Consider the following 9,624-nt stretch of genomic DNA (forward strand, 5'->3'; position numbering starts at 1 on the left):
TAGGTGAGAGAAATGCCGCGACCATTCGGGATGAGCAAGGTCATGCCCAATTCACTTTCAAGCCTGCGGATTTGGGCACTTACGGCAGGCTGGCTGATCGAGAGTGCGATTGCTGCTTCTGTGACACTGCCTCGTGACGCTACTTCTACGAAAATGCGAAGGGCATGTAAGTTCATCCTGTACCTCGATTCATAACTTTTATTTATGAGTGATAGATAAAGATGTATTAGAAATGATGAGTGATTGCGCGTAAGGTATAGCTCAGAAAGACGTAAAACGAGTAGAGAGAAGGATCAGGAGATGAGAGAAGTCAGTGGAAAGACACAAGTCGTGGCAGTCGCACTGGTGACAGCATTATGCATGATAGGAGATTCGATGCTGTATGTAGTGCTTCCTCTTTTCTGGAAGGAGGCAGGATTAACATCGTTGTGGGAAGTGGGGGTATTGCTTGCGGTGAACCGCTTCATCCGTGTACCAATCGGCCCTCTTGTTGGAAAATGGTATGAGCGCTCGGGCGGACGCACAGGTTTGATTGTGGCAGTAGTGCTGGCTTTTCTGACGACACTTTCGTACAGCTTGGAAGGCTTTTGGCTGTGGTTTCTGATGCGATGCTTGTGGGGAGTCGCTTGGACGTTTTTAAGACTAGGTGCGTATTCCTTGATCGTGAGCGTTTCCGAAGGGCATAATCGCGGGCAGCTCATGGGCTTGTACAACGGACTGTATCGATTGGGCAGTCTTGGCGGTATGCTGGTCGGAGCGCTGTTTGCCTCTTGGTACGGGCTTTCTGTTGCCTCCATCGCACTTGCGATACCTTCTTTGTTTGCATTCGTTCTTGTTTTTCGCTATATACGTCCTTCCTTTACCAGTCAGCAATCGAAAGACGTGAAGCAGATGGATACAGGAAAACGCTTGTGGAGTCAGGCGCAGGTGCTGTTGACGCTGATGACGGGATTGCTCGTGACGATGGTGTACCAGGGGGTATTTACCTCCACGCTAAGCAGAGTGATCGAAGTACGTGAACCGCTCATCATGATTGGCGGAGTCGTGCTGGGGGCAGCAGTGATTGCGAGTGTGATCCAAGGTATTCGCTGGGGGTGGGAGCCGTGGGCTGCCCCATTGGTAGGCAAATTGTCGGACAGGCATGGCCGGACGAAATTATTCGTCGGGACGTTGTTAGTCGCTTCCGTTCTGTTTGCCGCGTTGCAGGCAACGTCTTCGCTTGTGCTATGGTTTGCGATTTTATTCGGCATCCAGCTGACCGCGACAATTATCACGACCGTGCTGGATACCCTTGCGGCAGATGAAGCTGCGAGACAGGCCAACAGCCAAGTGGTAATGACAGGGTATTCAGTTTTAAGTGATTTGGGCGCTGCGTTGGGGCCGCTCCTTGCTTTCTGGCTGGATGAACACGTAGGTCTGAGTCTGGTGTACATCGGAATAGCGCTCATTTTGCTTCTGGTTGGTCTTGTATGGCTGTGGCGACCAAAGCTGGTCAAGATGGAAAGCGCTTCTTGATGGTTGCCATGACGTGAGCAATGGCTGCCTCCTTGTCCGGGCCGTGCAGCAGCATATGGTTCGAATGCTCGTACCAGGTGATTTGCGGGGAGGCAGACTCGTCTACACTGGTTGCGAGTATTTGTGCGCTCACGGCGTGTACAGTATCGTCTCGCCTTGCTTGCAGCAGGACATAAGGGGTCGTAATTTGAGGCAAAAGCGGCTTTGTTTCTGCCAGCAGCCTGCGAAATTGCAGCATGCTGCTAAAAGGGATTCTGCCGATGCCATGTATGTAGCGTTTGGAGTGGGTAGAGAAATCCTCGCGCAAATAGTGCATCGCCTCTTTGACATCCCAATATTTATAAGGGGTGTTGATGGTAATTAGCAGGGCGACGGGGTATTTCGTCGTCAAGTGAAAGGCGAGCAGCCCCCCCATGGAAAAACCGATGACCACGATGGTGTCAGCGCGCATGGCCAGTCGCTTGTAGCCTTCTTCTGCCGAGCGCAGCCAGTCATGGCGGGTGCTTTTTGCCATGTGACGACGAGTAGTCCCATGCCCCTCCAAGGTAGGGCATTCCACCTGATAGCCAGCCTCGCGAAGCTTTTTGGCGAGTGGGAGTATATCGTTGATGTCTCCGGCAAATCCATGGATGAGTAAGCATCCGACTGTTCCTGACATGGAATCTCTTCCTCTCAAATACTGGGAAATTTGATGGATCATCCATATTATATACGAAAAGGTGAGGAGGAGGCGACCGCGCAAGTGTGCCCACACTAAGCAAAAAAGGAAAGAAAAAGCGACTTCACGCTGCGGCGATGAAGTCGGCTATTTACTAGCGGGGTTCTGTACCTGAAAAATAGGTTACAGCCCAATCGTTTTCAGTTCTGGAGAGATAAGGAGCGTAGGTTGCGTGCAGGCTTGGATATCTTCCACTGTATAGCCTTCTGCTATTTCGACGAGGACGAGCCCGTCTGGTGTCACGTCCATGACAGCTCTGTCCGTAATGATACGGTTGACTACCTTCTTGCCGGTAAGTGGCAGAGCACATTCATTCAAGATTTTTGTCTCACCATGCTTGTTGACATGATCCATGATGACGACGATTTTTTTCGCGCCGTGGACGAGATCCATGGCACCGCCCATGCCCTTGACCATTTTGCCAGGAATCATCCAGTTTGCGAGATCACCCGCAGCAGAAACCTCCATTGCCCCCAAAATAGCGAGGTCGATATGGCCGCCGCGAATCATCGCAAACGATTCAGCACTGGAGAAGTAGGCCGCACCCGGAATAGCCGTAACCGTTTCTTTTCCGGCGTTGATGAGATCAGGATCGAGGTCTTCCTCCGTCGGGTAAGGGCCAATTCCGAGCAAGCCATTTTCCGATTGGAGAACGACCGTTTTTCCTTCCGGGATGTAGTTGGCGACGAGCGTGGGCATTCCAATCCCCAAGTTTACGTAAAAGCCATCTTCTATTTCCCCGGCGGCACGAGTGGCGATTTGCTCACGTGTAAGCGACATCTGTGTTTTCCTCCCTTGAATGTAATCCGGTTCTCTCGTTTGCTCTCTATGAGCGGACAGTGCGTCGTTCGATGCGCTTCTCGAACGACGGTGCCTGTATCACTCGTTGCACATAGACACTTGGTGTGTGAATATGCTCAGGGTCCAGTTCACCTGTCTCTACGATTTCTTCCACTTCGACGATGGTGATTTTTCCGGCTGCTGCCATCATCGGATTGAAGTTTTGGGCTGTTTTGCGGAAGACGAGATTGCCCATCTTGTCAGCCTTCCACGCCTTGATCAGTGCGAAATCACCCGTGATGCCATACTCAAGCAGGTACTCTTTCCCAGCAAAATCGCGCGTTTCCCGTCCTTCAGCGATAGGTGTGCCGACTCCAGCTGGGGTATAGAATGCCGGAATACCAGCTCCGCCTGCACGAATTCTCTCCGCCAGCGTTCCTTGTGGCGTCAATTCGACCTCGAGCTCACCGGACAAAAATTGACGCTCGAATTCCTTATTTTCACCCACATAAGAGGAGACCATTTTTTTGATTTGCTTTTCGCGTAAAAGGAGACCGAGTCCCCAATCATCTACCCCACAGTTATTTGAGACAACTGTCAAGTTTTTCACTGCTTTGTCTCGCAGGGCGATAATCAGATTCTCCGGAATTCCTACCAGTCCGAAGCCGCCCACTAATAAAGTGGCACCATCGTGAATATCAGCCACGATGTCCGCGTAAGAAGTATAAATTTTGGCCATGACGATCACTCCCAGCTTGAAAAGATAAAGGATTTGTGTAAGCGCTAACAATAGGGTCAGTGCAGATGCCCCGTTTCCCTGCCCTTCTATCATACTAGATACGAGTTACAAACAAGTGACGAGACATTTGGATTATAAAAAATAATGTAAAATGACAGAAAAGTAGTACAACTATACCATTTTTTTCTGTAAAATATATTTTGTCAATATTCGTCGTTTTTTGGTTAGTATTAGGAAGATTCAGGGGAAATGTGGGGTTGCAGGAATGAAAAATACGAATAAATGGATAAGTCTCACGGTTGTGGTCCTGCTGCTCGTAGGGTGCGAAAAGCTAAATGAGGATGTCTCAAGTCTGAAACGAACGAAAGAAGATACGGTCATCAAGGTGAAAACGGTAAGTGCGTATACAGTGGAGAACGGCAAGGATGAGCGACTGATGGAAGTGGCAGGTGTAGTGGCGCCGCGTCAGGAGCTGGCTTTATCATTTGGTGCCTCAGGCAAAATTTCAGGCATTCTTGTTGAAAAAGGAGCCACTGTCAAGGCGGGGCAGACATTGGCGACATTAGACGGAACGGCCTTGCAGCAAGGAATTCATGCAGCCCAAGGACAGGTAGCAAGTGCTGCGATCAAGCGGGAAAAGGCTGCCAAGGGGCCGGAGAGTCATGAGGTGCAAACCAAGAAGCTGCAGGTAGAAAAAGCGAGAGAACAGATGCAAAAGGCTCGCGACGAGCTCACCAAAGCTGAGATTTTATATGCGAATGGAGCCATCTCGAAAGATGAAAAAGACAAGCTGGCCTCTGCACTGCGACAGGCTGAGCTGAGTCTGGAAGAAGAACAAGTGGCGTACAACAACCTGCTGAATGGCGCCGATCCACTGGATATCGAAGAAGCGAATGCAAGCGTCCAGCAGGCCAATGTTCAATTGAGCCGAGCGAAGCAGGAAGCGGCTGATGCGGTGATCAAAGCTCCGTTTACAGGCGTGGTTGCAGCAATCTCCAAGACAGCGTCGGAGCAAGCTGGACCTGGGACAGAGGTCATTCGAATGGTCGATACGAGCTCCTGGCTTGTCAAGCTGCAAGTAGAAAGGGAGCAAATCGCTCATTGGCAGGCAGGTAAAGTGGTAAAGGTGAAAGCTCCAGACGGCAGTGAAGCAGAAGGAAAAGTGACGTTTGTCTCACCTGTTATGGATACCAACCTGGGGTCTTATCCAGTCGAGGTGACCGTAGACGGCAAGAATGTAGCTTGGAAGGGTGGCATGACTGTCACATGTCAGTATCCATTGCCAGCGTCAAATGTTGCGCTCGTTCCTGTTAGTAGCATCGGTGTCTCTGATGAAGAATATTACGTCATGAAAATCAACGAAAATTCAGTGGAAAAGACGTTTGTCAAAGTGGGGGCACTGCAAGGAACCTTCTATGAAGTAGTGGAAGGTCTCGTGCCTGGTGACCAGATTGTTGCTTCAGGCTTGTCGTATGTAGTGGATGGTGAGGCGGTGAAGGTGGCGGATGAATAACAAGACATTTTTATCGATTATCCCCTCCTTCGCCCGCATCCTGGCGGTCATTTGCTGTCTACTTGCGGTGGGAGCCTGGTTGTGGCTGGATATTAAGACGTTTCCGGATCGGTCTGTGCCTGAATACACAATCAATCTCTCAGCAGCCAAGCTCTCCTCTGCGGAGGTAGACGAATCGGTCGCGAGAAAAGTAGAGGAATCGGTACGGTCATTGGGCAGTGTGCTTACGATTGCTTCCGAATCTCGGACAGGGTCGGCAGTTATTACTGTAAAAACATCGGAACAAATCGGTTCGGATTACAAGGAACGGTTGGAAAAGAAGCTGGGAGAAATCACGAAGCAGCTGCCAGTGCAGGAGTGGAGTGTCAGTCAAAGCAATCTGGCAGATAGCAAAATTGGTTTTTATGTCCTGTACGGCACGGACTTGCAGACCTTGTCTGACGTTGCCCAAAACACCGTCTACGACAAATTGATTAATCTGCCTGGAATCGCTCGCATCGAGATGGACAAGCAAGCCTTGAAGGAGCAGGTAGATATCATTTTCCGACCATCCATCCTACTCGCCTACGGCCTCACACCTGCTGATGTTCTATCACAACTGCCGACAGATGTAGTTGGGGAAGAAGTTGGCTCTGTTGGAGCTGATAAGGATCGAACCATCATTCAATGGACGAGTAAATTGGAAGGGCTGCAAGATTTGGGTAAGTACTTGATCTCCACCGATAAAGGATACGTGCCATTACATACGTTGGCTGACATTCGTGATCGACGTGGGAGCAAAGGCGAACAAATCGGGATGTATCGAGGCTCGCCTGCCTTAGGAATTACGGTGTACGCAGCAGATGTCGGGCAATTGCCTGTAATTAGCAAGCAAGTAAAAGAAGCGGTTGGTGAGTTGAATCAGGCTTCGGGTGGCAAATACCGCCTCGATTTGTTTCGTGATGACGCGCAGACAATCACTGCCGCATTGAGACAGCTTGGAACACTGGCTGCTCTAACTGCCGTCATCTGTTCGCTCTTTTTGTATTTGACCCGAAAACAATGGACAGGGGCTGTACTCGCGCTTTTGGCAAACGTTTTAGCGGTCGGCAGTGTACTTGGAGGCATGTGGCTTTGGGGAATCCCTTTGACGCTATCCACGCTTGGACCACTCGTGTTGTTTTCACTACTGTTCACAGGAGCAGGCTCTTCGTTGTTTCATCAGTTTTCAGGGTTGCCTTCATACTCGTTTATTCGTTGTTTGCAAGTGGCGTGGGGGTTGATGAAGCCGTTTTTGCTCACGGTTGTGGTAGTGGCAGCCTGTTGGACAGGTGTCGTTTTCACTGATTTCCTCAAGGCAGAAGACAAGGTTGTCTTGTACGATGCTTGGCCCGTTCTGTTGCTGGGGACGTTTGCTCTTATTCTTGTCTACGGATTTATTACGCCGGTCCTGACCGGAACGTGGCTGGAAGCTTCCGAACGAGTAGAGGAGGAAACACCACGGGCCGCCAATAAAGTGACAAGTTATTTTCAAAATCGCTGGGAACGACTGGTGGAACAAGGGTATTTGCCTTATGGAATCACACTGGTTGCCTCGCTTGTCTTTGTCTTTTTGCTCAAGTCATTTATTCTTGTAGATCCGTACGCCAAACTTGATTATGGGGACAAGTCGCTTTCTTTGCCAATGGTGCAGGGAAGCAGCATCGATGAGGCCATGCGGGCAGCACAAATAGCTGAGGAGCGTTTGCTCGCCATTGACGAAGTTCGGGATGTCTATACAATTGCCTCCGAAGAGAATCTGAGCTTTCAACTAAAGCTCGTAGACAAATACGATTGGACGCAATCAGTCTCAGAGTTGGAAAAAGTACTGGACAAAGAGCTGCGAGATATTCCTCAGACAGATCCGTTTGCGCTAGTCATTAATAAAGATAAGGCAACTCGTCTCGTCTTGACGATCATGGGACCATCCTTGCAAACGACACAGAACATTGCCAATGAAGTATTGGCATTCATGGAAAAACAGAGTGCAAAGGATAAAGAGGGGCGAGAACTTGTAACAGATGAAAGAATTGGTTCAGGTGCAGAGGGGACCTTTATCGATATTCGACCAAAACAAGAGATGCTGGCACGCTACCGAATTACGCAGGAGGAGATCAAGAGACAACTGGAGAGCTATTTGGGAGAAAAAACAGCTGGCAGTGTCTATTGGAATGAGCGTCAGGTACCTATCCACGTCCGATTCCCTGACGGGTGGATGGACTATCCGGATCAAGTGAAAAATATTTTAATTCGAACATCACAAGGAACGGTGCGATTATCTGAGCTGGTAGATTGGTCGATCGGCAGCGAGCCGCCCGTTTATCAACGGGAAGATGGACTGTATGTCTTCAAGGTAAGCAGTGCCGTCTCAGACCCAAGTCGAATTGAGCTGTGGTCTTACATCATTCCTTATTCCATGCAAGAAAAGGTGACGATGCCCGAAGGCTACACGGTATATAACGACAATGAGCTGAAGAAATTGGAGGAGGAAAAGCTCAACAAGGTTGATTGGAGCAGCCGGTTTTTGACGATTGGCAGTCTGGTTGCCCTCGTACTCGTCACGAGCTTGCTTTTGCAACGCAGAACGCGCGATGGATTAGTTGCCCTCGTTCTCTTGCCAGTCTTGTCTGGAGGCTTTGCGCTGGGATTGCTGTGGTTGGATCGACCGATGAACATTATGAGCTTCTATGGTATGGTGGCTGCCATTGCTGTCATCGTTTTGCAGGCACTTCTTACGATGGATGAGCTGTGCAAGGCCCAAGCGGAACAGGAGCGAGTTTGGGACGGTATCAAGCTGGGGGCCCAACGCACCATGCTCAATCAAGCGGGGATATATTTGGCGATCGCGTTAGCCAGCCTTCCGCTTGCTGGGGGCTTGGGTAATGGGAATGATTCGTTTGCGTCCTTCGCCAGCGTATTGTTGTTTGGCATACTAATGGGGGCTTTTGCCACCATGGCACTCCTTCCTGGGATGCAGCTTGCAGCTGTGCAAAGACAGGCTGCCCATTCTGAGATGTCCTTGCCGATCCTCGCTCGTCATTTGCGGATTTGGTGGGAAAACAACCAAGTACGTCGCCGCGACTTCAAAGAAAGAAAACGGGAACAGGCCCGCTTACCAAAAACAGGGCAAGCCGAAGCCGCGAACCGCGATTCCCGGGAGTATGTGCCTGTACAAGAGGACTTCCTGCCTCTTTCTTCTTCTACACATGACGCCAACCGCTAAAAGTAGGTTGGCGTTTTTCCTTTTCAATCGTTCACGTAGCTGTAACCGACTAACCAGGTATGCGTCATGGTAAGATAGGAAAGAAGAATCGAAAGCAGGGGGTAGCAAACACGTGCGTCGATATCGGAAAGTATGGGATTACTTGCTTTTGATTGCTATTCTTCTCGGATTGTTCATTTCTTCTTCACAGCCCTACGCCAAGCAAGACATGCGAGGGACGATAGACAAGCTAGTGGACGAACAGAGCTTGCAAAACCGTATAGGCGACATATCCATTCCTTACGGTGGCAAGGATGTGAGCCTGGAAGAAAAGGGAGCCGCTGGTTTTATAGAGTTCCTGATACGGAAGGGGACACACTTTACTGTTTTTGCCCTCTTGGCTTTTAGCTGGTATCGCGTGTTTTCGCAGCAGCTTTCATTTGGGCAAGCGCTGCCCTGGAGCGCTTTTTGCAGTGTGATGACGGCTGTTCTGGATGAATGGCACCAGACGTTTACACCGGATCGAACCGGAATGGTGCAGGATGTTTTGCTCGATGCATCTGGATCTGTCACGATGTTGTTGATAATTGCTCTCAATTACCTGTATTCACGAAGAGCACATCGTTATAAAATATAGGAAGCCTATCCATCCTATGGGGGAGAGAAGGCTGTGATGAACGATTGGAGAGTGGATTAGATCGTGGTAGAAAAAATGAATGTCCTTGTACTGAACTGCGGAAGTTCTTCGGTGAAGTACAAGCTTTATGAAATGCCTTCCAAGACATTGATTGCGCATGATTATTTGGAGCAAATCCAGCGTGACCAGTATGAAGATACTATTCGGGGAGTGTTTGAATCCCTCAAACAATATTCGATAGATATCGTTTCCCATCGTGTTGTCCACGGTGGAGAAGCATTTAAGCAGTCCGTTATTGTCAATGACCAAGTAAAAGAAGAAATTCGTAACCTTTCCCGTTTCGCCCCGCTTCATAACCCCATTAATCTAACCGGGATTGAAGTTGCTCAAAGTCTGTTTCCTGATTTGATTCACGTAGCTGTTTTTGATACAGCATTCCACCAAACGATGCCACCATCCTCGTATTTGTACGCACTGCCTTATGAATACTACGAGCAATACG

General features: G+C 49.5%; 8 protein-coding genes and 1 pseudogene. 5 read left to right on the forward strand and 4 right to left on the reverse strand.

Annotated features, from left to right (window positions below; genetic code table 11):
• Positions 1-176, reverse strand: a 176-nt coding sequence (locus C7R94_RS27145) for a helix-turn-helix domain-containing protein (protein WP_146142824.1), incomplete at its 3' end; no start/stop codon positions are given.
• A gap of 124 nt (positions 177-300) precedes the next feature.
• On the opposite strand from C7R94_RS27145, the gene C7R94_RS27150 reads away from it, so the two are divergent.
• Complete coding sequence (locus C7R94_RS27150; RefSeq protein ID WP_106785718.1) at positions 301-1,515, forward strand: MFS transporter; 1,215 nt, start codon at positions 301-303, stop codon at positions 1,513-1,515.
• Here C7R94_RS27150 and C7R94_RS27155 read toward each other — a convergent pair.
• From C7R94_RS27155 to C7R94_RS27165, 3 genes are all read right to left on the reverse strand, one after another.
• A complete protein-coding gene (locus C7R94_RS27155; protein WP_083995192.1) occupies positions 1,493-2,257 on the reverse strand; it encodes an alpha/beta hydrolase in 765 nt (254 codons plus the stop codon). The genes C7R94_RS27150 and C7R94_RS27155 overlap by 23 nt on opposite strands.
• A gap of 99 nt (positions 2,258-2,356) precedes the next feature.
• The gene (locus C7R94_RS27160) at positions 2,357-3,013 is read right to left on the reverse strand and encodes a CoA transferase subunit B (RefSeq protein ID WP_106785719.1); all 657 of its coding nucleotides are present in this window, start codon (positions 3,011-3,013) and stop codon (positions 2,357-2,359) included.
• A 46-nt stretch (positions 3,014-3,059) separates the two neighbouring features.
• Positions 3,060-3,752 (reverse strand): CoA transferase subunit A, encoded by a 693-nt coding sequence (locus tag C7R94_RS27165; RefSeq protein ID WP_106785720.1) that lies wholly within the window; start codon positions 3,750-3,752, stop codon positions 3,060-3,062.
• A gap of 265 nt (positions 3,753-4,017) precedes the next feature.
• Here C7R94_RS27165 and C7R94_RS27170 point away from each other — a divergent pair, with 265 nt between their 5' ends.
• The 4 genes and pseudogenes from C7R94_RS27170 to C7R94_RS27185 all read left to right on the forward strand — a co-directional run.
• Positions 4,018-5,265: an efflux RND transporter periplasmic adaptor subunit gene (locus C7R94_RS27170; RefSeq protein WP_106785721.1), complete on the forward strand. Its 1,248-nt coding sequence runs from the start codon at positions 4,018-4,020 to the stop codon at positions 5,263-5,265.
• Entirely contained in the window at positions 5,258-8,506 is a 3,249-nt protein-coding gene (locus tag C7R94_RS27175) for an efflux RND transporter permease subunit (protein ID WP_106785722.1), read from the forward strand. Before C7R94_RS27170 ends, C7R94_RS27175 begins: the two co-directional genes overlap by 8 nt.
• Before the next feature lie 112 nt (positions 8,507-8,618).
• Positions 8,619-9,122, forward strand: coding sequence for a VanZ family protein (locus C7R94_RS27180; RefSeq protein WP_106785723.1), 504 nt, complete (start codon positions 8,619-8,621; stop codon positions 9,120-9,122).
• Positions 9,123-9,185: 63 nt separating this feature from the next.
• Positions 9,186-9,624, forward strand: a pseudogene (locus tag C7R94_RS27185) (acetate kinase); the annotation flags it as partial.

The organism is Brevibacillus sp. NRRL NRS-603, from assembly GCF_003013445.1.
Classification (GTDB): domain Bacteria; phylum Bacillota; class Bacilli; order Brevibacillales; family Brevibacillaceae; genus Brevibacillus; species Brevibacillus formosus.